Source organism: uncultured Mucilaginibacter sp., assembly GCF_903893715.1.
In the GTDB taxonomy this organism is placed as follows: Bacteria; Bacteroidota; Bacteroidia; order Sphingobacteriales; family Sphingobacteriaceae; genus Mucilaginibacter.
The window spans coordinates 14,496-36,385 of record NZ_CAITNG010000047.1 but is presented as its reverse complement, the minus strand read 5'-3'; the positions used below and the strand labels follow the sequence as shown (position 1 = coordinate 36,385).

Below are 21,890 nucleotides of genomic sequence, written 5' to 3'. Positions count from 1 at the left end.
TTAGGGAATGATGATGGTTTGACGTTGCGTAGTATGCACACTAAAATACCCGAGCGCGCCATTGCTGATGTTGGACGTCGGGTTTGAAGGGGTAGCGGAATCGGCGGGGGTATTGCCGCCCTGGCTGCTTAGGGCGTACCAGTAGTTATACATCGGACCATCGATACATTGCATCTCCACATTGACCACATCGCCGGTTTTCAAAACAATATCGCTTTCATATAACACCGAGGTTACATTACGCCCGTCGGTAAGCCTGTCGCTTTCGGTAAAAACACGCTGCACCTGTACGGCATTGACATACATTAAAAATCGGTATTGGTTTGCCACACCGGCCGGGTCGTGAAAATTTACCGCTACGCTTTTTACGAGTTTAGACCCAAAACTTTGACCTATAACCGAAAGTGAGTCGAGGTTTACCGGCGCGGGCATTGTACCCGAGGCATTGTAAGTTTGGCCGTTCACCTTTACCTGCAGGGCGTAATAGTTTTGCGGCTTACCAAAAAAATTATTGATAGTGTACACCCCCGGCTGTGTTTCGGGCAGTTTGTAAACATTGCCCAAAGCGTCGGTTATAGTTACTATTGCCCCACTAACGGTAGGGTAAACATTGGCGCTGCTATAAGGCACGGAGTTGGTGATATTTACTGTTTGTAATCCTTTTTGGTTGTTCAGGTTTGCTTCGATAACAATTTGTTGCTGGGCGTTGGGTATCTGCACATCGATAACGCGCTGGCATGCCGATAAGGCTAACAGCACGAACAAGACCGACAATATTGCAATTGATTTTTTCATATTATCTGAATTTAAAGTTCCAGGTTACCGACGGGATGATACCAAACAAACTTGTTTCAACCGCTTCGGTGTGCACAGGGCTGGTATCGGTATTTTGGAAAACCACACTGTATGGGTTTTTACGGTTATAGGCATTATAGATGCTAAACGTCCAACTGGAGTGGTAGCTTTTGTGCGGTTTGCCTTCGAGGGTAGCGCCCAGGTCGAGGCGGCTGTTATCGGGCAGGCGTGAACCGTTGCGGTTGGTGTAATAATAAGTGGTTATCCCACCTATTTGATATTTTCCCGCCGGGTAGGTTACCGCGTTGCCTGTACCGAATACAAATACTGCTGAAAATGACCAGCGCTTTGTTGCGTTGAACATGTTGACGAAAGAAATATCATGCGTGCGGTCTTGCCTTGCGGGGAAGTAGGTATCGTTATTGATACCGTCAAATTTACGTTCGGTGCGGGATAAGGTGTAGCCTATCCAGCCATTATAGCGTCCGTATTTCTTTTTCAGGAAAAACTCGATACCGTAGGCACGGCCTACGCCAAATAATAGTTGCGACTCGACGTTTTGATTGGCCACCAGTTGGGCATTATCGCGGTAGTCGATCTCATTGCTAAGCCATTTGTAATATACTTCGGTAGAAAACTCGAAATTATCATGATCGAAATTGCGGTAATACCCGAGGGATACCTGGTTGGATATGCCGGGTTTGATGTTGTTGCTGCTCATTACATACAAGTCGGTAGGGAGGCTTGATGTGGAGTTTGACAGCAGGTGGATGTTTTGCGTGTTGAGGTTATAGGCCGCTTTAAGCGAAGTTTGATCGTTTAGGGTATAGCTTGCCGAAAAACGTGGCTCGACATTAAAATAGTGGGCAACGGTTTGCCCTGAACCATACGTTGTACCGGTAATCGCGTTACCGTTGCTATCGTAAGTATCAAAAGTACCGGGGCCTATCAACAAAAACTGGTTAAACCTCAGGCCGTAAACTATATTCAGTTTATCGGTTGGTTTCCAATTATCGGAAATATAGGCGGCAAACTCGTAGGCATATCGGTTCTCGATGGTTTGGGGATTAAAGCTGGAGGTGCTTGATGAACTGATATCGCCGGGTTCGATGGTATGGTGTACCGCGCTTACACCAAAACGCAGCGACTGGTTCCCGCCAAGGTAATACTCGAAGTCTTCTTTTAAATTCACATCCTCGATTTTTGAAACCACCTGAAAGTTGGAGTTTTTATCGAAATTTTGAATAGTATAATTATAGTTGCTGTAAATCAACGATGTATTGGAGAACAACTTGCCACTAAACAGGTGGTTCCAACGCAGGGTACCTGTGGTATTGCCCCAGGCTGTAGAAAAATTGTTTTTAAGGCCGATATCGTCCTGCCCGAAATATCCCGAAAGGTAGATGCCATTTTTATCGTTGAGACGGTAGTTGGCTTTGAAGTTGATATCGTAAAAATAAAGACTGGCCGAGTTGAGGGTTGAATCGGAAGAAAGCTTTAAAAAAACATCGGCATAAGTGCGGCGGGCGCTAATCATGAACGAGCCTTTGTCTTTCACTATCGGCCCTTCCAATTTTAAACGAGAGGCGATAAGGCCGATGCCGCCTTCGGCGGTGTATTGTTTGTTATTGCCCTCGTCCATTTTTATATCTAGTACCGAGGACATCCTGCTCCCATACTCGGCGGGCATACCGCCTTTATACAGGGTAATGTCTTTTATCGCGTCGGAGTTAAAGGTGGAGAAAAAGCCGAACAGGTGCGACGCGTTGTACACGGGGGCACCATCGAGCAAAATCAGATTCTCGTCGGACCCGCCGCCGCGCACATAAAAGCCTGTGTTGGCATCGCCGGTGGTTTCAATACCGGGCAGCAATTCGATGGTTTTGATGACATCCTTTTCGCCCAATAAAACCGGCACGTTGCTTATTTCTTTGATATCGAGCTTGTTTACACCCATTTGCGGCTCGAGGATATTGTTATTACTGGCGGCTTTATCAGTTACCACTACCTCGTTTAAAGCGTTAGATGCACCGAGGTCAATATTCAAGGTGGTGTTTTTGGTTACCAAAAGCCTTATAATGATGGTTTTATAACCTACATAGCTAAAGCTCAAGGTATCCTGGCCCTTCGGCACAGTTAACGAGTAAAAGCCGTAAGTATTAGTTGTCGCGCCTTTTTTAACAGGCCCGGTTATCCTTACCGTGGCACCGATGAGGGTTTCGCCGGTTAATGTATCTTTAACCGTGCCGCTAATGGTAAACCTGGATTGGGCAAACAGCGGAGTATTGGTGAGCAGGAGCATCAAACAAACAAACGCAAGCCATAGCCTGATGCAAGAACGACCGGTTTGTTTAAATGCCATGAATAAGGAAAGGTATAGTTGTCATCAAATGTAAGCGTATTTAATTAATTGTTTGCCATTAAGGGCATTTGGTCATCATCCAAATGATAAACGGCAAAAGCGCAATATATTGCCTGTTACTGATAAAAAGTAAGGTAATCCACCCTGGCGGCGGCAGCGCAAAGCTCGTCGCTTTCGTTATTGCCTATCATAATAATATCACGCCGCTCCAGATTATGCGTTTTTAAGATATAATGCAGGGCATCGGGCTCGGGCTTGGGTTTTATTTCATCGGCAAAATAACAGGTGAGGTAGTTTTCGAGACCGTGCCACTCGGTTTGTTTTATTTTATTGAGCTGCTGCTCGGGTATGCCGTTGGTGAGTATAAATATTTGTTTGCGATCGATAACGATATCCTGCAAAAGGGTTAACGCATCCTTATAGAGCAACAGCTTTAAGGGCAAACGGGCGGTTAAATGCAGCAGGTTAAAGTTATGGCGGTATTGTTCGTCGATCAAAAACTTCTCTTGCACGCGGTCGAAAATATGTTCGCTTCCCTCCTGCTCGTAAGTTTCGGTCATCAGTTTAGTCAATACTTTGGCATCGTACAGTTCTTTGTATTCCAAAAAACCGGCGAACAGGTAATATACCTGTAGCAGATAATCCTTTTCGGGATAGAGAACATTATCCAGTTCAAACACATACGCCTTTTTGCGCGGGTCGATATCTGCGTAAGTGAACATCAGTCGGCGGTAAAAATTTGGTATTCGCCCGTTTTACCAATCAAAAATGCACCATCAGTCAGTTGATGGGCGATAGCGGCATCCATATCGCCACCTATCACTTCGCTCCTGTTCAATACCACCAAACTGCCTTCAACCGGGGTAAAATGGCCCTCCATTTGTTGTGTTGCCGGCAAAATAATTTGCACATCAAACTCGATAAACAATACCCTGGCTTCGGCCAGCGGCAATAGTTCTTCTTTACGCAAGGGGAAGAGCATGTTGATGCCCTTATCCAGGCAAAGGGCCAACATTTGATGCGCGAACGACGGGCTTTGCGGGTCGGGTGTTTTGAGGATGGCCCCGTTTTTCAGCATCAGGTCGGGAATGGGCTGGAAGTCGCCCAACAGAACGGGTTCGTCGATATGCAATATGCCCTTGAGGCGGTAAGCCTGTGCCGAGTTTGCTGCTGTAATTAAAACGCTCATAACAATTTAGATATGGTCGACGATGAGACCATCCTTCATCAGTACCTTGCGGTCGGAAAGGTTGGCGAGTTCTTCGTTATGGGTAACAATGATAAAGGTTTGTTTAAAATCGCGGCGCAGGTCGATAAACAACTGGTGCAATTCGCGGGCGTTGGTAGAGTCGAGGTTGCCGGATGGTTCATCGGCCAGTATCAAAGCCGGGTTATTGATGAGCGCGCGGGCCACGGCTACACGCTGCTGTTCGCCGCCTGATAGTTGGTTGGGCTTATGGTCGAGGCGGTTGCTTAAACCGAGCAGATCCAACAGGTTTTTAGCGCGCTTTTCTGCTTCGGATTTTGAAAGGCCGGCGATATAGGCCGGGATACATACATTTTCGAGGGCGTTAAACTCCACCAGCAAATGGTGAAACTGGAAGATAAAACCGATGTGTTTATTCCTGAAGTTACTGAGGTTGCGCTTACTGAGTTTGCTGATGTCCTGGTCGCGGATGAGGACGGTGCCGGAGTCGGCTTTGTCTAACGTGCCGATAATATTGAGCAGTGAGCTTTTGCCCGCGCCGGACGCGCCTACGATGGAAACGATTTCGCCATGCTGCACATCGAGGTCGACACCTTTTAATATCTGTAAATTACCGTACGACTTTTTAATGGAGCGGACTTTGAGCATGGAGCAAATTTAATATAAATGTGCAAATGAGTATATGTGCGGATGTGCAAATGATTTTGAATGTGAAGATGTGCAAATGTGAAGATGTGTAAATGATTTATTAGATTGCAAGGGCAATAAAAAAATTATGTATACGCAGTTAACCCTCATATTTTTGCAAGTCCCTTTGGCTGGTGGACAATATTCGCGTACCACTACCACTTACGAAAATTGGCCTCCTGCTTTTGGTATAACAGCTTGGGCAATATTGGTCTACATTGTTTTACGCGTTTGGTGGGAGGTAAAACATACCGGGAGTCACCCGGATCCACATCATTGGCCCTATGTTGAATAAAGATTTGACAACTATCAAAAAGTTGACAAATCTAATTTTCCACGTTTTTTGGCAATAGTTTGCCGCTGGCGCGCATCAGGTTATCGGTGCTTTGGAGTATTTTGGCCTTTAATTTTTCGTTGTAATTGGGGTGTGCGGCTAAGAACTCGTTGACGATGTGCGCGGCCTCGTTGCTTTGGTAGCTGCCGAAGGTACTTGACAACCATGATTGCGGAAAGAAAATATCGCCGGTTATTTGGATGGTTTCGAGCATATCTAAGCTCTTGGCTAAGTATTTTACTGAAGTGGATTGCCTTAGCGGGTGATGCAGGTAGCCCAATGCGGTGAGCACATTGGCTTCTTTGGCGCGGTTCTTCAGGTCGGAGAGGCTGGCGAAAAATGCATCGCGCACCTTTACATCGGGCGAAAGCGCGGGGCGGATAAACTGGAAGCGTTTTTTACGGTCGGGATTAGTGATGCGGGCGTATTGTTGGCTAAGGATGCTGGTATCGGCATCATTGCGCAGGGCCAGCGAAAACGCCATACCGGTATAATCCTCTTCTGATAGTTTTACGCCGGCGGGTGGCTGCTGCTGTTTCCATACATTATATATCGTGCTGCGTGCATCGGCACTCAGGTAAATACTTTGATAGGTGCCAAACAATATTTTTTTATTGTTAGCCGTTGGTTGGCTAAGCATGGCCTGCCATACACTGTTTTCGAGGGCGGCGTTCATTTTTTGGCGGTCGCGGGGCGTGATAAACTGCCAGTAAATGCTGCTGATATAGCCCGATATGAGGCGCAGGGTCATTTCTTCTTTTTCGGTGCTCAGCGCGTTGGTATACAGATTGAGCAGGGTTTCGGGTTTGATGTAGCGGCCTGCCAACATGTTGTCGTATAGCGAAATATAGGCCGAGGTGCGCTGCAAGGGGCTTTGTATATCCGACAGTTGGTTATACAAGTCGGCATCGGTGGGGAACAGGCCGTAGCCTTCGCCGCCTGAATTAAAGAGTACAAAATTGGGCCTTTTCATGCCTTCGGTCTCTTTCAAGTCGTACACGCCTTTGGTCATGTTGACGTGGATGTCTTTTGTTGAACCGTTATAAAATAAAGTCACCTCGAAACTTTGCGGCCATACCCGGGCAGTGCCACGCTCGGCATGCTGCAACAGGATGAAACGCTTAATTTTTCCATTGCGCGATACGAGGCTGTAATTGAATACCGGCCTGCCGGGCTGGTTTACCCAGGTATTGTTCCATTCATTTAAATCGTAAGTGGTGTATTTACCAAGTATTTTGATGAGTTCGGGCCAGGTGGCGTTATGGTAGGCGTAGGTTTTGAGGTATTCGCGCACGCCGGCCTGGAAGTTGTCTTTGCCCATCAGCAGTTCCAACTGGCGCATCATGATGGGGGCTTTGTGGTAGATGATATTGCCATACAATGAGCCTGCATCTTTCAGGTTATCGAGGTTTTGGCGGATGGGGTTGGCGCCGGGTGTACGGTCGATGCCATAAGCGGCGGGGAAATGGTCGGTAAGGAATTTGAGGTTGAAGGTTTCGTCGCCCATTAATGAGCCCGTTACCTTGTCGGCCATAAAGTTGGCGAAGACTTCCTTCATCCATACATCGTTAAACCAGTCCATGGTTACCATATCGCCAAACCACATGTGGCTGGTTTCGTGCGAGATGAGGTTGATGCGGGCGATGACCTGCTCCTGTGTGGCGCTGGCATCTAAAAACAGGCTTGATGCTTTATACTGTACTTCGCCCGGGTGCTCCATACCACCGAACTGGAAATCGGGGATACCCACAAAACCCATTTTTTGGAAAGGGAACGGGATGCCTGTCCAGTTCTGTAAAAAATTGACCGCATCGGCATGGGCCTTAAATATGGCATCGGTACTCAGTTTTATTTTAACGGGGTCGGTTTCGCGGTATAAAAATTCGGGGTGAAGGTTGCCGATATCCTGTTTTGCCGACGCATACTTACCGGCGGTGAACGAAAACAGGTAGGTACTTAGTGTATCGCTCTTTTTAAATAGGTAGGTTTTGGGCATGCCGGCACGGGCCACAGAATCCTGGATGGGCGCGTTGGCCAAGGCCCGCCATGTTGGGGGAATATGCAGTGTAAGCGCAAAAACAGCTTTTAAATTGGGCTGGTCGAAGCAGGGAAAAACGGTGCGGGCACGGTCGGGCACAAAGAGGGCATACAGGTAATCGTCGTTACGGTTGAGGGCGCCGTTGCCTGCCAAAAACTGGAAGGATATGTTGTTTTTGCCATCCAATAAATATTTGGCATCAAGCAGGATATGTTCTTTTGAAAAATTGACGGGTACCAGTTTGCCGTTGATGGCAATGGCTTTGATGCGGATGGGGTCTTCCTTAAAATCTAACTGCAGGTCTTGTCCGCTTGATTTATAGTCGAACGTGAGGGTCTCTGTTGCACGGATATCGGTGGTTTTATCGGCGGGGATAGTCAAGTCGAGCGTGTATTGGGTATTGCTGATGTGTTTGGCGCGGTAGTCGGCGAGGGTACGCGATACGCCGGTTTCGACCGTGGTTTGGGCGTTTGCCGTTATATATAGGCATGCTATGAGCAGGGTGATGAGTGGGAAACGCATATAGTGTGTTTAGAAGGGCAAAATAGTGATTTTTTTGAAAAAAGAGGTTTAGGGATTGGGGTGGTTTATTTGCATGGTTTGAAAGCATGGTGCTTACTCCCGATGGCCGGAGAGGCCTATTTCTTTTTTCTTGATAAAAAAGAAACAAAAAATCAAGTCGCAACGCTGCTACCTTGCCCGCCCTGCCGGTTCTTAACGCCGCACCGTTCCGCTATGCTCCACTCAGTGCGGCTAAACCGTCATTCCCGCCATACGCCCGGCCCGCTCCGTTGCGACAAGGCCGGCGCTCGTTTTGATTTAAGCTATCACACGTTATGCCCGCTTTGGCCGAAGCTTTTTTGCTGACGGGGTTTGGAGGGAGAATCAAGAATTAAGACGGTATTGCGTTAGGGATAGCAGCGGAAAGCCCGGAACCGCTTCTATCAGCGGTGAGGACTTGTAGCGGATAGCCCGGGCCGCAGGCAACGCCCTAATTATCTACATTATAGCTAACCTCAATATTCATATCTCAACCTCATATAAATAATTCATTCTCCTCAATTAAACTTCAAAGTATTCCCACCCCTACCCCACTAAATAAAATTACTTTCTAAAGCACCGGGCAAATAATGTGACATTACACCGGATTTGGCAAAATATTGTGTAAAAAAGCACCTACAGTTTCTTTGTAATGGTTGAAATTAATAGCTTTACCACATAAAATACTTCAAGAAAAATGAATATTCACGAATACCAGGGTAAAGCTATACTAAAGAGTTTTGGTGTAAGGGTTCAGGAAGGCATTGTTGCCGATACCGTTGAGCAGGCTGTTGAGGCCGCGAAGAAAATGAAGGCCGACTTTGGGTCGGACTGGGTGGTTATTAAGGCGCAGATACACGCGGGTGGTCGCGGTAAAGGCGGCGGCGTTAAGCTGGCCAAAAACCTTGACGAAGTGAAGGAAAAAGCAGGCGCTATTTTGGGCATGACTTTGGTTACCCCGCAAACGGGCCCACAAGGTAAATTGGTGAGCAAAGTTTTGGTAGCGCAGGATGTTTATTATCCCGGCGAAAGCCCAACCAAGGAGTTTTATATGGGTGTATTGTTAGACCGTGCCAAAGGCCGTAACATTATTATGTACAGCACCGAAGGCGGTATGGATATTGAAGAGGTTGCCGAACATACCCCACACCTGATACATAAAGAAGAAATTGACCCGAAAGTTGGTCTGCAAGGTTTCCAAACACGTAAAATTGCTTTTAACTTAGGTTTGAGCGGCGAGGCTTTTAAAGAGATGACAAAATTTGTTGCCGCTTTATATAAGGCTTATGACGCGACGGATTCGGCGATGTTTGAAATAAACCCGGTATTGAAAACATCGGACAATAAAATATTGGCGGTTGACGCGAAAGTGAACCTGGATGATAACGGTTTGTTCCGCCACCCGGATTACGCGGTGATGCGCGACGAAAGCGAAGAAGACCCAACCGAAGTGGAAGCCAGCCACTCGAACCTGAACTATGTGAAGCTTGACGGTAACGTGGGCTGTATGGTGAACGGCGCGGGTTTAGCGATGGCCACCATGGACATCATCAAGATTGCCGGTGGTGAGCCAGCCAACTTTTTGGACGTGGGCGGAACTGCCAACGCGCAAACAGTTAAAGCGGCTTTCAACATTATTTTGAAGGACCCGAACGTGAAAGCCATCCTCATCAACATATTTGGTGGTATTGTTCGTTGCGACCGCGTGGCACAGGGTGTTATTGACGCTTACAAAGAAATTGGCGATATACCTGTACCAATTATTGTTCGTTTGCAAGGTACCAATGCCGAGGAAGCTAAGAAGCTGTTGGATGAATCAGGTTTGAAGGTGAAATCGGCGATATTGCTGAAAGAAGCGGCGGATAGGGTGAAAGAGGTTTTTGCGGCGTAGGTTTGTTGGTGATAACACCAACAAAGGCGTTAGCCCCCTCTAAATCTCCCCCGGTTGGGGAGACTTGAAGAAATACATTAAAAAGCGATGAGAGGTTTCTCATCGCTTTTTTTGTTTTTATGCGATTAGCGATTAAATCCTTATTTTTATCCTATGCAAAACATCGTGCAAACTAATCTGCAACAAATAAAGGCACTCATGCTGAGTTATGGCGTGGAGAAAGCCTATGCTTTTGGCAGCGCAATAAACGGTAATATGCATGCGGGCAGCGATGTTGATTTTGTGATACGTTTTGCGCCTGATATGGACTACGAGACCTACGGAAACAACTATTTTAAGCTATTGTATGCCCTGCAAAACCTGCTTAAAAAAGATGTTGAACTGGTTGCCGAAGAAACCTTGACCAACCCCTACCTGATAGAAAGTATAAACAGGCAAACGCTGGATGTTATATGAGTATTGAGGAAAAAAAGCTGCTTACCGATGTATTGGAAGCCATCATCTCTATTGATGAGCATTTAGAATGGCGGCGTATTTTTGATGAGTATAAAGCCAATAAAACCAAACGTCGTGCGGTTGAGCGCGAACTGGAAATAATCGGTGAAGCGGTAAATAAGTTATTGAAACTATCACCTGATATTGCTATATCTTATTCGAGAATCATTGTCGACCTGCGCAACAAGGTCATTCACGCTTATGATAACGTGAATGATATGGTGATTTGGAATGTAGTGATGAACCATTTGCCTGTTTTGAAGACCGAAGTTGAAGAGTTATTGAAATAATAGTCTGCGCCATGACCACCATCCCCATCACGCCCAACTACAGCCTCGGCATAGCGCATTACCAAAAGCTACGTGTACGGCTGATTGTATTTAAAAACGGTGAGGAATACGTTTGCCGGAAAGAAAGCATTTATAAGGTAAAACAGTTTTTGGCTTTGGACGAGGGACGGGCGTTTATGGGGCGTTTGCAGTTGGTGAAGGATGGAGATGGAATTGTTGTGGAGGTGAAGGGTGAGGTTGTGGGGGTTGTTAAGCCGGGAGATTTGGAAAAGCTTTTAGATGCATCCCTTTGAGGCCGGAGACCTAATAATAGCAAGTCACGAGGCAGAGCCTCGCGCCAGCAGCATTTAATCCCATAAAAAAATATTTTCAAAAACACTTGACACGTAACTTTAAAGTTACCTATATTTGGGTAACTCAAAAGTTACGCATTATGGAAAAAGAAATTAAAAAGAACTGGCAGTTTAGCCAGTCGCCCTTAGAAGTTTGGGAATACCTTACCCAAGCCGAATTATTGGAACAATGGTTGATGAAGTGCGACTTTCAACCTGTTGTTGGTCACAAGTTCCGCTTTGTTGGCGGATGCGACCATGGCGGGGACGAAAAAGCCGCTGCCCATTGCGAAGTGTTGGAATTAAAACCACATACACGGGTTTCGTATTCGTGGCAGGCGGTTTCGGCGCTGGACAATCAACCTTTTGATTCGACCGTGATCTGGACCCTCACACCCAAAGGCAGCGGAACCGCATTGGAACTGTTGCATACCGGCTTTAGAGCGGTGGAGGATGTGGCCACACACAACGATGGCTGGACAAGGTTAAGCCACAAAATGGTTGAACTTTTAAGCGCGGTTGAAAAATGAGCGCAGCACCGCAATTGGATGTTTTTCAGGTAATTGCCGACCCCAGCCGCCGGGCGATGATGCACCTGTTATCGAACGATAGCATGACGATAAACGCCCTGGCCGAAAATTTTGAGATGAGCCGGCCCGCTGTTTCGAAGCATTTGAAAATAATGCACAAGGCAGGTTTTATTTCGATTACCGACGTTGGCCGCGAACGCTATTGTACACTGAAACAGGACGGTTTTAACGAGCTGCAGGAATTTATCGACTACTTTGATAAATTCTGGACCGGTAAACTGAACAAATTAGAAACATTATTAAACAATAAAACATTAGCAAAATGAAAAATCAAAACGACAACGCGACAATGAGCGTAGCAACGGAAGACTTCAGCTACTGTATGGTAGTCAATGCTTCGGCAGAGGAAACTTTGAAAAGGATAGCTCAGGTTGATTTGTGGTGGGCAAAAAAATTCAGCGGCAAGGCCAGCGAATTGAATGATGAGTTCTCGGTATATTTTGGCGGGCCCGCCGATACTTTTGTTGATTTTAAAATTTCGGAGTTTATTCCCGGTAAAAAAATAGTTTGGCTGGTTACCGACTGCAACCTGCACTGGATAAACGATAAGAAGGAGTGGAAAAATACGGAAGTAATTTGGACGCTTACCGAGAAAGATGGCAAAACACAAGTTGATTTTGTGCACAAAGGCCTGAACCCCGAAGCTGAATGTTACGAGAGCTGCAAACCCGGCTGGACGCACCATTTAAAAGATAGCTTTGTAAAACTGGTTGACGAGGGCAAGGGTTTTCCGGAATAAAATGGTTTACTGTAAAGATTTGACAACTTTTGAAAGTTGTCAAATCTAATTTCACTAAATTGACTACTATATATATCTTTTTGTAATGTTTACTTGACATTATGAAATGTTTACTTATCTTTGTTTTATATTTAAAACAAAGATCATGGAAACTGAAAAGAAAAAAGCAAGAAAACTGACCATTATATGGGCCATTGTTTGGGCGATTACTTATGACGGATCGCTGTTGTTGTTTAAACACAGTCATTTGAATACCTTTTTGGCCATGGCAATTGCCGTGGTGCCTATAGCAGCCTTCGTTATTTATGTTTACCGCTACATCAAAAGCATAGCCACTATGGACGAGGTGAAGCAACGCATCCATTTTGAAGCCGCGGTTATCGGGTTTGCGTTGGGGCTGCTGTTGCTGATGATATTGTGCCTGCTCGATGTGGCCAACGTATTAAACTATGATTATTTTGGCTATGGCTTTGTGCTGCTTTACTGCATGGTATTTTACTATATCGGTTACTTTATATCGAAAAGGAAATACACGGCATGAAAAACACGATAAAAGTTGAACGGGCCAAAAAGAACTGGACCCAGGCCGACCTGGCTACCCATATCGGCATATCGCGGCAAGCTGTAAACTCGATTGAGACCGGGAAGTTTATCCCTTCTACCCTATTGGCTTTGCGCATGGCGAAGGTGTTTGAGACAACGGTTGAGGTGCTGTTTCAGTTGGAAGGGGAGAATTGAGCAAGGCGCATGGCGCGGGGCGCAAAGCGTTGATGTTTAGATACCTCAGGCCGGAGGCCTGAAGATAGTAAGTCACGAGGCAGAGCCTCGCGCCGGCACATTAAATAATTGAAAATGTTTTTATGGTTATCGCATATCGCCAACTTCAGGTATACTGTTGACGACTTCATCAAAGGTGAAAATGGCGTCACATTTTTGCTTTTCTTGCTGATTTTTGGTATATTGTATGGAATAATGAAAATTGGAACAGGGTTTAGGAAAGGTTGAAAACTATCTTACTTTTTCCCCCCTATTTGAAAAAAAGTCAAAAGTCAAAAGTCAAAAAGTTGGGAGTTTGGATGGAAATGTTTTTGTATAGTTCTTACTTAGTCTCCCGATAAGAAGTTGCCCATGGAAACAAACACTGACGAGCGAAAAAAGAATTGTCCACGATGCGGAGCCGGGTTTGGATGTTGTACCAATAATTGCTGGTGCAGCGAGTTGCCAAATATTATGCCTTTGGTGGATAACGAGGATTGTTTGTGTTATGATTGTTTGAAGGCAGAGATAGAGAAAAAGAGCCAGGTTCAATGGAAGATGTAAAATGGAAGACGGAAGATGTATGTTCTATCGGATCAGTACCCATAAATACCCATAATTTTAATTTGCACATACGCACATTTACTCATTTGCACATCAAATTATTATCTTCGCTCCATGTCGCCTACAGAAGCAAAGAACAGGATAGAAGCCCTTACGGCTGAATTGAAACAGCATAACTATAACTATTATGTGCTGGCTATGCCTACCATAACAGATATGGATTTCGACTTTAAGCTGAAGGAACTGGCAGAGCTGGAAAAGCAGTTTCCGGAGTTTGCCGACGGTGATTCGCCAACGCAAAAGGTGGGTGGGGATATCACGAAGGAGTTCGAAACCGTAAAGCATCAATGGCCGATGCTGTCGTTAGGAAATACTTATAACGAACAGGAACTGATTGACTTTGATGAGCGGGTACGCAAAGCTATTGGCGATGATTTTGAGTACGTATGCGAGCTTAAGTTTGACGGCCTGTCCATGAGTCTCACTTACCAAAACGGTAAGCTGGAACGGGCCGTAACGCGCGGCGATGGGGTACAGGGCGATGACGTAACTACAAACGTGCGCACTATACAAAGCATACCAAAAAAACTGCACCCGGGCGATTACCCCGACCATTTTGAGATACGCGGCGAGGTTTTTATGCACCGCAAGGCCTTCGAAAAACTGAACAACGAGCGTATTGAAATAGGTGAACAGCCCTATGCCAACCCCAGGAATTTCGCGTCGGGCACCATCAAGATGCAGGATTCGGCCGAGGTGGCTAAACGGCCACTGGACTCGTTCCAATACTTTTTATATACCGATAAACAATTGTTTAAAACTCATTGGGAAAGCCTGAACGCGGTAAAAAGCTGGGGTTTCCATGTGTGCGAACATACCCAATTGTGCAGGCATATCGATGAGGTGTTGGCCTTTATTGCCGTTTGGGACAAAAAACGCTTCGACCTGAGCTATGACATTGACGGCATTGTATTGAAGGTAAACAGCTTAGAACAGCAGCAGGAATTGGGTTTTACGGCTAAATCGCCGCGATGGGCCATATCTTATAAATTTAAGGCGCAATCTGTCGAGACCATATTACAGAGCGTGAGTTATCAGGTGGGCCGCACAGGTTCGGTTACTCCTGTTGCCAATTTGAAACCGGTACTATTGGCAGGCACCACGGTAAAACGCGCCAGTTTGCACAATGCCAACGAGATATTACGCCTCGACCTGCACGAAGGCGACAGCGTGTATGTTGAAAAAGGCGGCGAAATTATCCCCAAAATTACGGGCGTGAACGTGGCTAAACGGCAAAGCGACGCCAAACCAATTGATTATATAACGCATTGCCCGGAGTGCGGCACCGAACTGGTGCGAAAGGAAGGTGAGGCCAACCATTATTGCCCCAATGATGAGGGGTGCCCGCCGCAAATTATGGGCAAAATGCAGCATTTTATCGGCCGCAAGGCGATGAATATTGACGGGTTGGGTGATGAAACCATTGTTACGCTGTACGAAAAAGGCTTTATTAAACACATCAGCGATATATACGAATTGCATACCCATGCTGATGAGCTGAAACAGATGGACCGCTTTGGCGAACGCTCGATAACGAATATGCTGGAAGGCATTGAGCAATCGAAAAAGATGCCTTTTGAAAAAGTGCTGTTCGGCATGGGCATACGCTATGTTGGCGAAACGGTGGCAAAAAAGCTGGTGGCTTATTTTAAAAATATCGACGCGCTGATGAAGGCATCGGTTGAAGAATTGAACGCCGTTGAAGAGATTGGTCCCCGGATAGCGGAAAGCTTAGTGGAATATTGGGCCGACCCGCAGCATATTGAACAAATAGAAAAACTGCGTGCTCAGGGTTTACAAATGGTGGCCGAAGAGAAAGAAGTGGTGCTGGCGAGCGAGAGCTTGTCGGGCAAAACGTTCATCATTTCGGGCGTGTTTGAAAAGTACTCGCGCGATGAGCTGAAGGATATGATAGAGCAAAACGGTGGTAAGATATTGAGCAGCATATCGCCCAAGCTAAACTATCTGGTGGCGGGTGATAATATGGGGCCTGCTAAATTGGAGAAGGCGAATAAGTTGAATATACCTATTATCAGTGATGAGGAGTTATTGAAGATGATAGCCTCAGTGTAACTCTGTGCATTTTCATCCGTGAACTCCGTGGTTAATTTAACCACAGAGCAGCACAGCGCTTTTTCACAGAGAACACAAAGAGATTATATAGTGCGAATAAACTCAAATCAGTGTCATCATAAAAATCATCAATTGTAATCAGCGGTCAATTTATTATCTTAGCACCCTTTAAACTAACTAATGAACAAATTTTACGGAACCGGGGTTGCTATGGTAACTCCTTTTCATGCGGACGGAGCAGTTGATTTTGGTGGCCTCGAGGCAGTAATTAACCATATTATTGGAGGCGGAGTGGAGTATTTGGTGATATTAGGTACCACCGGCGAAAGCGCTACTCTAAGCAAGCAGGAGAAGCAGGACGTATGGAAAAAGACCGTTGAATTTACCCGCGGACGTGTGCCACTGGTTGCAGGGATAGGCAGTAACAATACGTACGAACTATTGAAAAGCATCGAAGAATTTGATACTAACGGGTACGATGCCATCCTTTCAGTTAGTCCGTTTTACAACAAACCAACGCAGGAAGGTATTTACCGCCATTATAAGGCTGTGGCCGAAAATTCGCCATTACCTATTATACTATATAATGTACCCAGCCGCACGGGGAGTATGGTGAGTGCCGAAACTACCGTGCGCTTGGCACATGACTTTAAGAATATTATAGCGACGAAAGAAGCATCGGGCAGTTTTGAGCAGTTTAACCAGATTATGCGCGACAAGCCTGAAGAGTTTATGCTAATATCGGGCGATGACCCGGTTACTTTGCCGATGGTGGCCATGGGGGCATCGGGCGTGATATCGGTGATAGGCAATGCCATACCGAAGGCGTTTTCGGATATGGTGCGCTTGTGCCTGAAAGGCAACTATGAAGCAGCGCGACCATTGAATTATGGTATGATAGAATTTACCCGCCTGATGTTTGCCGAAGGCAGCCCGGCAGGGGTTAAGTACGCCTTGAAACATTTAGGTATTTGCGGCGATACGGTAAGATTGCCGTTAGCCAACATCAGCAGCCTTGCTGAGGCGAAAATAGTTACTGAACTACAAAAGATAGTTAAATAAAAAAACCCGGCTTTAGGCCGGGTTTTTTATTTGATCAAAACACCAATTATTTAGCGTTTTTTGATTCTTGTACTTCCAGACGGATAGCCTGAGCCAGGTTTTTCAAATCTTGCATTCCTTTACGAACACGGGTTCCAGCAGCACTGTTACCTTTGTTGTAGAACTTGTCGGCATCACCTTCTAATGAAGCGATCAGTGCCTTTACTTCGTTGAATTTTGTCATTGTAAGTTACTCCTTTTAATAATGAGGTTAAAATTGTTTTAAACTATTGCTAATGTAAAATGTTTTTTCGTCAAAAAAAAACATTTAAAGCACAAAATAACGCCTTGAAGGCGGTTTTTTTCCACATTCTTGCGCATTTAAACAAAAAATAATATATTATTAATTAACTTAAAATATCACAAAATACCTATTTAATCTACCAAATACCGAAGTATACCATTGTAATACAAAAACTATTTGCCACACTTGCAACAACTACAGAAAATACGTGTTTTTTAATACAAAAATCAATTAATTTTTAATTAATAAATAGTTATTAATACTGACAAAATACATTGCAAAAAAAACGACCGATGATGCTTCAACGGTCGTTTAAAATAAGTTTTATGTTTATCAGGCGTAAGCCACCTTTTGTTCGCGGTAATAGCCGGATTGCAGTTTTTCGCCCACTTCGGTAAAGGCGGTAAGGGTACGCTCCACGTCTTCGAGCGAGTGTACGGCAGTTGGTATCAAACGCAGTTGAATCAAACCTTTCGGGATAACCGGGTACATTACAATAGAGCAGAATATGCCATAGTTTTTGCGCAGGTCCATAGTTAAGGCGGTGGCCTCATTCAGGTCGCCTTTAAGGAATACCGGGGTTACCATGGTGTCGGTTACGCCGGTATCAAAGCCGCGGGCTTTTAAACCATCTTGCAACGCTTTGGCTATTTCCCAAAGTTTTTCGCGCAGTTCTGGGCTTGATTTCAACAGTTCGAAACGTTTGTGCAAACCGATTACCATTGGCATTGGCAATGCTTTGGCAAAAGTTTGCGAGCGCATGTTATAGCGCAGGTAGTTCACTATTTCTTCGGTAGAGGCAACGAATGCGCCTATGCCGGCCATTGATTTGGCGAAAGTACCGAAATAGATATCCACACCATCAATACAGTTTTGCTGCTCGTGTGTGCCTGCGCCGGTTTTGCCCATGGTACCAAAACCATGTGCATCGTCGATAAGCAGGCGGAAATCGTATTTATCTTTTAGCGCGATGATTTCTTTTAGTTTACCCATAGCACCCGACATACCGAAAACACCTTCAGTTATCACCAGGATAGCGCCGCCGGTTTCGGCAACCATTTTAGTGGCGCGCTCCAACTGCTTTTCGCAGCTTTCAATATCGTTATGTACGTAAACAAAGCGTTTACCCATGTGCAGGCGAACACCATCGACAATGCAGGCATGCGATTCGGCATCATAGATGATGACATCATTACGATCCACCAAGGTGTCGATAATAGATACCATGCCCTGATAGCCATAATTCAATAGAAAAGCATCTTCTTTACCAACAAAGGCAGCGAGCTTTTTCTCCAATGATTCATGATGTACCGAGTTGCCAGACATCATACGAGCGCCCATAGGATAAGCCATACCGTAATCGGCGGCAGCCCGGGCATCCGCCTCACGAACTTCGGGGTGGTTGGCAAGGCCCAAATAGTTATTTAAACTCCAAACCAGGTGTTCTTTGCCCATAAATTGCATGTGGGCCGCAATATCACCTTCCAGGCGGGGAAACGAGAAGTAACCATGTGCCCATTTCTGGTGCTGGCCCAAGGGGCCCATGTTTTTTGATATTTTTTTAAACAGATCCAAATCAGTACTTTTTTATTTTGGCATTAGCCTCAAAGATAACAGTTAAGCGTAGGATTTACAAATAGGTATAACTTTTTATAATAGGTTATAACGAAAAAACCCTTTGTTATACTACAAAGGGTTTTGATAAAAGTTTTAACGGTTAGTCTACATTATCATGCAGAAAGGAATTGTTGTTCCTTATCTCCGTTTTGCCGTCCTCGTCGGTTAATAAGCTGAACCTTGATATCTGGCTTTCGGATGATGAGGGCGTATCCTGCAGCGCTATTTCTTTACGTTTGTAGGCAGGTACATTTTCGAGCTCCTGGATACCGCCGTTGCGCAGTTTCATGCTCAGGTCTTTTAGCCTCATGATGCGCTCGCGCGATTTGCGTAACTGCTCCTCAATTGAATCATCTGTTTTATGGTCATCGGCGCCAACCACGGGAGCAGGTTTTGGATCAACAATCATTTCGGGATATTCTTCTTCGGCTTCGAGTTTAAACGAAACTTCGGGCTCCGATAGTTTGAAAGTCATCTCCGGCATTTCGGAAACTTCCATGCCTTCTTCGGGCTCTTCTTCAAACAATGGCATTTTCTTTATAGCCGGTGGAGTATCATCCGCTTTAGCGAAAAGGTCGAACAAACCTGTTTGTTTTTGTTCTTCTTTTGCGCCTTTGATGTACATTTCGTTCGGTTCATCTTCCTGTTTAGGGATGGTGATAAACTCGTTTACCGGCCTTACAAATGGTTTCTCAGGTTCCAACATCGAAACCACCTTTTTGGTGCTTTGCTCTTTTTCGCGCTCATCTTTGGTTTGGAAACCTGTGGCTATGATGGTAACGGTGAGTTTTTCTTCCAAACTTTCGTCGCGGCAGTTACCCCAAATTAAGTCAGCAGCTAAACCGGCTTCCTGTTGGATAAAGTCGGTAATGATGCTTACTTCATCCATGGTTACTTCCTTTTCGCCGGAAGTAATGTTCAACAGGATGTAACGTGCACCTTCAATTTCATTATCCTTTAACAATGGTGATGACAAAGCGCCTTCAACGGCTTTCAGTGCGCGGTTATCGCCTTCGGCAGAAAAGCTGCCCATGATGGCTACGCCGCTGTCTTTCATTACAGTGCGCACATCTTTAAAATCAACGTTGATATAGCCGGGCAATGTAATGATTTCGGCGATGCCTTTGGCGGCCGTGGTCAATATGTTATCGGCCTGGGCAAATGCCGAGCCTAAGGTTAAGTTTCCAAATATTTCGCGCAGGCGGTCGTTGGAGATGACGAGGAAAGAATCCACATGTTTTTTAAATTCCTCCAAACCTTCTTCGGCCTGCATTTTACGGCGTTTTCCTTCGAACGAGAAGGGCGTAGTGATGATACCTACGGTGAGGATGTCCATTTCGCGGGCTGCTTTGGCAATGATAGGGCTTGCGCCGGTACCTGTGCCACCACCCATACCTGCTGTTATAAACAACATTTTGGTGTTTGAACCCAGCATGCGTTTGATATCGTCGATGTTTTCAATCGCTGAATTTTTTCCTACTTCGGGGATAGAGCCCGCGCCCATTCCTTCGGTTAAACTGGCACCCAGTTGTACCTTGTTGGGTATAGGGCTTAACTCCAATGCCTGAGCATCGGTATTACAGATAATGAAATCGACACCTGTAATGCCTTGCTTGTACATGTGGTTTACAGCATTGCCCCCACCACCGCCTACACCAATTACTTTGATGATAGACGACTTTTCTTTTAACATCTCGAACTGCATAATCTTTATATTCAGTTATATGTGATTGACGATAAATCAGATTTTAACTCATGTAATATTAGCTCTTTTTCCACAATGTTTATCCACAACTGTGTATAATGTGGAGAATTTGCCCTTTGTTGAAAACTACTTCAAAAAGTCCTCATCCTTGATATCATCCTTAATAAATTTCCTTCCCGACTCCAATATTTTACCAAACAAACCGAACTTTTTATCTTCCGAAAACTTAGGTTTTTCCACCTTGGTTTCGATGTGTACGGGTTGCAGCATATCTTCCATTTTTTGGATACCTTTTATCAATAAACCGATACCAGTAGCAAACATAGGGCTTTGCAAATCTTCGTAAGTGCCTTTTGGCAGTACTTCGTTTTTGGCCAGGTGCTCGTTAGGGTAACCCACGCGGCAATCGAGGCCGGTAACATATTCCACCAATTGCGGCAGGTGTTTTAGCTGCGCGCCGCCACCGGTGATGACGATACCACCGATCAGTTTCTTTTCGTAACCCGATGTTTTGATTTCGTAGTAAACATGTTCTACAATTTCTTCCATACGGGCCTGTATCACGTAGGCCAGGTTCTTCACCGATATTTCTTTGGGTTCGCGGCCACGTAAACCGGGTACACAAACAATCTCGTTATCCTTGTTCTCATCGGCCAAAGCAGAACCAAAACGCACTTTTAGTTGCTCGGCTATGTTACGCATTACCGAGCAGCCTTCGCGGATATCTTCGGTGATGCTATTACCACCGAAAGGGATAACCGAAGTATGGCGGATGATACCTTCATGGAAAATAGCCACATCGGTAGTACCACCACCGATATCCACCAATACCACACCTGCTTCTTTTTCTTCTTCACTTAAAACAGATTCGGACGATGCCAATGGCTCGAGTATCAGGTCCTGGCTTTCGAGACCGGCCTTGTTCACGCATTTTACAATGTTTTTGATGGCGGTTACCTGGCCCGAAATGATATGGAAGTTGGCTTCGAGGCGAACACCGGCCATACCTATAGGGTCTTTTATACCCGGTTCGTTATCTACTGTAAACTCTTGCGGCAACACATGGATAATCTCTTCGCCAGGAGGCATTACGAGGTTGTACATATCTTCCACGAGTTTCTCGATATCCTTGCGGGAAATTTCGGTAGTGAGCTCGCGCCCGCGGGTTATCAAGCCACGGTGCTGCAGGCTTTTGATGTGCTGGCCGGCTATGCCAACATTCACCACCTTGATTTCGACATTTGACTGTGTGCCGGCGATATCAACCGCTGCCGTTATGCCTTGTACGGTTTTATCAATATTAGATACCATGCCGCGCGTTACGCCGGCAGACTCGGCCTTGCCGATGCCTAATACCTCTATTTTGCCGTTTTTACTTCTACGCCCTACAATGGCGCAGATTTTTGTAGTACCGATGTCTAAACCTACTACAATAGGCGAACTTTTTTCGTTTGGTGAAGCCTTGTCCAT

Annotated in this window: 21 protein-coding genes; 11 read left to right on the top strand and 10 right to left on the bottom strand. The window is 45.5% G+C overall.

The annotated features are described in order from the left end of the window. From QZX97_RS06040 to QZX97_RS06015, 6 genes are all read right to left on the bottom strand, one after another. Positions 1 to 795 carry a DUF4249 domain-containing protein gene (locus tag QZX97_RS06040; RefSeq protein WP_295655398.1) on the bottom strand — a complete coding sequence of 265 codons (795 nt, stop codon included), beginning with the start codon at positions 793 to 795 and terminating at the stop codon, positions 1 to 3. 1 nt (position 796) lies between these two features. After that, positions 797 to 3,157, bottom strand: coding sequence for a TonB-dependent receptor (locus QZX97_RS06035; RefSeq protein WP_295655396.1), 2,361 nt, complete (start codon positions 3,155 to 3,157; stop codon positions 797 to 799). A gap of 116 nt (positions 3,158 to 3,273) precedes the next feature. Continuing rightward, positions 3,274 to 3,879, bottom strand: coding sequence for an HAD hydrolase-like protein (locus QZX97_RS06030; RefSeq protein WP_295655394.1), 606 nt, complete (start codon positions 3,877 to 3,879; stop codon positions 3,274 to 3,276). Then, a complete protein-coding gene (locus tag QZX97_RS06025; protein ID WP_295655392.1) occupies positions 3,879 to 4,346 on the bottom strand; it encodes a hypothetical protein in 468 nt (155 codons plus the stop codon). Before QZX97_RS06025 ends, QZX97_RS06030 begins: the two co-directional genes overlap by 1 nt. A gap of 6 nt (positions 4,347 to 4,352) precedes the next feature. Further along, positions 4,353 to 5,012, bottom strand: coding sequence for an ABC transporter ATP-binding protein (locus QZX97_RS06020; RefSeq protein ID WP_295655390.1), 660 nt, complete (start codon positions 5,010 to 5,012; stop codon positions 4,353 to 4,355). Positions 5,013 to 5,377: 365 nt separating this feature from the next. Next, entirely contained in the window at positions 5,378 to 7,945 is a 2,568-nt protein-coding gene (locus QZX97_RS06015) for a M1 family aminopeptidase (RefSeq protein WP_295655388.1), read from the bottom strand. Positions 7,946 to 8,660: 715 nt separating this feature from the next. Here QZX97_RS06015 and sucC point away from each other — a divergent pair. The 11 genes from sucC (at position 8,661) to dapA (ending at position 16,815) form a co-directional block, all read left to right on the top strand. Beyond that, positions 8,661 to 9,854 (top strand): ADP-forming succinate--CoA ligase subunit beta, encoded by a 1,194-nt coding sequence (gene sucC, locus QZX97_RS06010; protein ID WP_295655386.1) that lies wholly within the window; start codon positions 8,661 to 8,663, stop codon positions 9,852 to 9,854. A 153-nt stretch (positions 9,855 to 10,007) separates the two neighbouring features. Beyond that, the gene (locus QZX97_RS06005; RefSeq protein WP_295655385.1) at positions 10,008 to 10,310 is read left to right on the top strand and encodes a nucleotidyltransferase domain-containing protein; all 303 of its coding nucleotides are present in this window, start codon (positions 10,008 to 10,010) and stop codon (positions 10,308 to 10,310) included. Then, positions 10,307 to 10,639, top strand: a complete 333-nt coding sequence (locus tag QZX97_RS06000; protein WP_295655383.1) for a DUF86 domain-containing protein — start codon at positions 10,307 to 10,309, stop codon at positions 10,637 to 10,639. The genes QZX97_RS06005 and QZX97_RS06000 overlap by 4 nt, the downstream gene beginning before the upstream one ends. A gap of 11 nt (positions 10,640 to 10,650) precedes the next feature. Further along, the gene (locus tag QZX97_RS05995; RefSeq protein WP_295655382.1) at positions 10,651 to 10,932 is read left to right on the top strand and encodes a hypothetical protein; all 282 of its coding nucleotides are present in this window, start codon (positions 10,651 to 10,653) and stop codon (positions 10,930 to 10,932) included. A 140-nt stretch (positions 10,933 to 11,072) separates the two neighbouring features. Further along, a complete protein-coding gene (locus QZX97_RS05990) occupies positions 11,073 to 11,501 on the top strand; it encodes an SRPBCC domain-containing protein (protein WP_295655381.1) in 429 nt (142 codons plus the stop codon). Beyond that, positions 11,498 to 11,827 carry a metalloregulator ArsR/SmtB family transcription factor gene (locus QZX97_RS05985; RefSeq protein ID WP_295655379.1) on the top strand — a complete coding sequence of 110 codons (330 nt, stop codon included), beginning with the start codon at positions 11,498 to 11,500 and terminating at the stop codon, positions 11,825 to 11,827. Before QZX97_RS05990 ends, QZX97_RS05985 begins: the two co-directional genes overlap by 4 nt. Next, complete coding sequence (locus QZX97_RS05980) at positions 11,824 to 12,300, top strand: SRPBCC domain-containing protein (RefSeq protein ID WP_295655377.1); 477 nt, start codon at positions 11,824 to 11,826, stop codon at positions 12,298 to 12,300. The genes QZX97_RS05985 and QZX97_RS05980 overlap by 4 nt, the downstream gene beginning before the upstream one ends. A 145-nt stretch (positions 12,301 to 12,445) precedes the next feature. Further along, positions 12,446 to 12,841 (top strand): hypothetical protein, encoded by a 396-nt coding sequence (locus QZX97_RS05975; protein WP_295655375.1) that lies wholly within the window; start codon positions 12,446 to 12,448, stop codon positions 12,839 to 12,841. Beyond that, a complete protein-coding gene (locus QZX97_RS05970) occupies positions 12,838 to 13,038 on the top strand; it encodes a helix-turn-helix transcriptional regulator (RefSeq protein ID WP_295655373.1) in 201 nt (66 codons plus the stop codon). The genes QZX97_RS05975 and QZX97_RS05970 overlap by 4 nt, the downstream gene beginning before the upstream one ends. A gap of 696 nt (positions 13,039 to 13,734) precedes the next feature. Further along, positions 13,735 to 15,753, top strand: a complete 2,019-nt coding sequence (gene ligA, locus QZX97_RS05965; RefSeq protein WP_295655369.1) for an NAD-dependent DNA ligase LigA — start codon at positions 13,735 to 13,737, stop codon at positions 15,751 to 15,753. 180 nt (positions 15,754 to 15,933) lie between these two features. Then, positions 15,934 to 16,815 carry a 4-hydroxy-tetrahydrodipicolinate synthase gene (gene dapA / locus QZX97_RS05960; RefSeq protein ID WP_295655367.1) on the top strand — a complete coding sequence of 294 codons (882 nt, stop codon included), beginning with the start codon at positions 15,934 to 15,936 and terminating at the stop codon, positions 16,813 to 16,815. Between the two features lie 46 nt (positions 16,816 to 16,861). Here the strand turns inward: dapA and QZX97_RS05955 are convergent, their stop codons facing one another. From QZX97_RS05955 to ftsA, 4 genes are all read right to left on the bottom strand, one after another. Beyond that, positions 16,862 to 17,038: a histone H1 gene (locus QZX97_RS05955; protein WP_295655365.1), complete on the bottom strand. Its 177-nt coding sequence runs from the start codon at positions 17,036 to 17,038 to the stop codon at positions 16,862 to 16,864. A gap of 393 nt (positions 17,039 to 17,431) precedes the next feature. Next, positions 17,432 to 18,673, bottom strand: a complete 1,242-nt coding sequence (locus tag QZX97_RS05950; RefSeq protein ID WP_295655364.1) for an aminotransferase class I/II-fold pyridoxal phosphate-dependent enzyme — start codon at positions 18,671 to 18,673, stop codon at positions 17,432 to 17,434. 142 nt (positions 18,674 to 18,815) lie between these two features. Next, positions 18,816 to 20,420 (bottom strand): cell division protein FtsZ, encoded by a 1,605-nt coding sequence (gene ftsZ / locus QZX97_RS05945; protein WP_295655362.1) that lies wholly within the window; start codon positions 20,418 to 20,420, stop codon positions 18,816 to 18,818. Positions 20,421 to 20,546: 126 nt separating this feature from the next. Continuing rightward, the gene (gene ftsA, locus QZX97_RS05940) at positions 20,547 to 21,890 is read right to left on the bottom strand and encodes a cell division protein FtsA (RefSeq protein ID WP_295655360.1); all 1,344 of its coding nucleotides are present in this window, start codon (positions 21,888 to 21,890) and stop codon (positions 20,547 to 20,549) included.